This window comes from Streptococcus sp. DD13 (assembly GCF_001578875.1).
GTDB lineage: Bacteria > Bacillota > Bacilli > Lactobacillales > Streptococcaceae > Streptococcus.
This window is the reverse complement of the sequence record NZ_KQ969519.1, coordinates 1-209: the sequence shown is the minus strand read 5'-3', so window position 1 is coordinate 209 and position 209 is coordinate 1. Positions and strand designations below refer to the sequence as shown.

Genomic DNA, 209 nt, shown 5'->3' with positions numbered 1-209 from the left:
GCTCCAATCGACAAGACCACGATTACGCTCTTGGACGAAAATGGCAACCCAGCGGCATCCGTAGATGCCAAGTCACCAGACGGCAAGGTCATCGGTACCTATACCGTGGATCCAGAAACGGGTGTCGTGACCTTTACACCAACTGACAAGACCTACTCAGGCGATGTGGTTGCGGTAGAAAGTACAAGCAAAAGACGCAAATGGTACAG

At 51.7% G+C, this 209-nt stretch carries 1 pseudogene; it reads left to right on the top strand.

What is annotated here, in order from left to right:
* Positions 1-209 (top strand): annotated as a pseudogene (locus STRDD13_RS08125) (hypothetical protein); the annotation flags it as partial.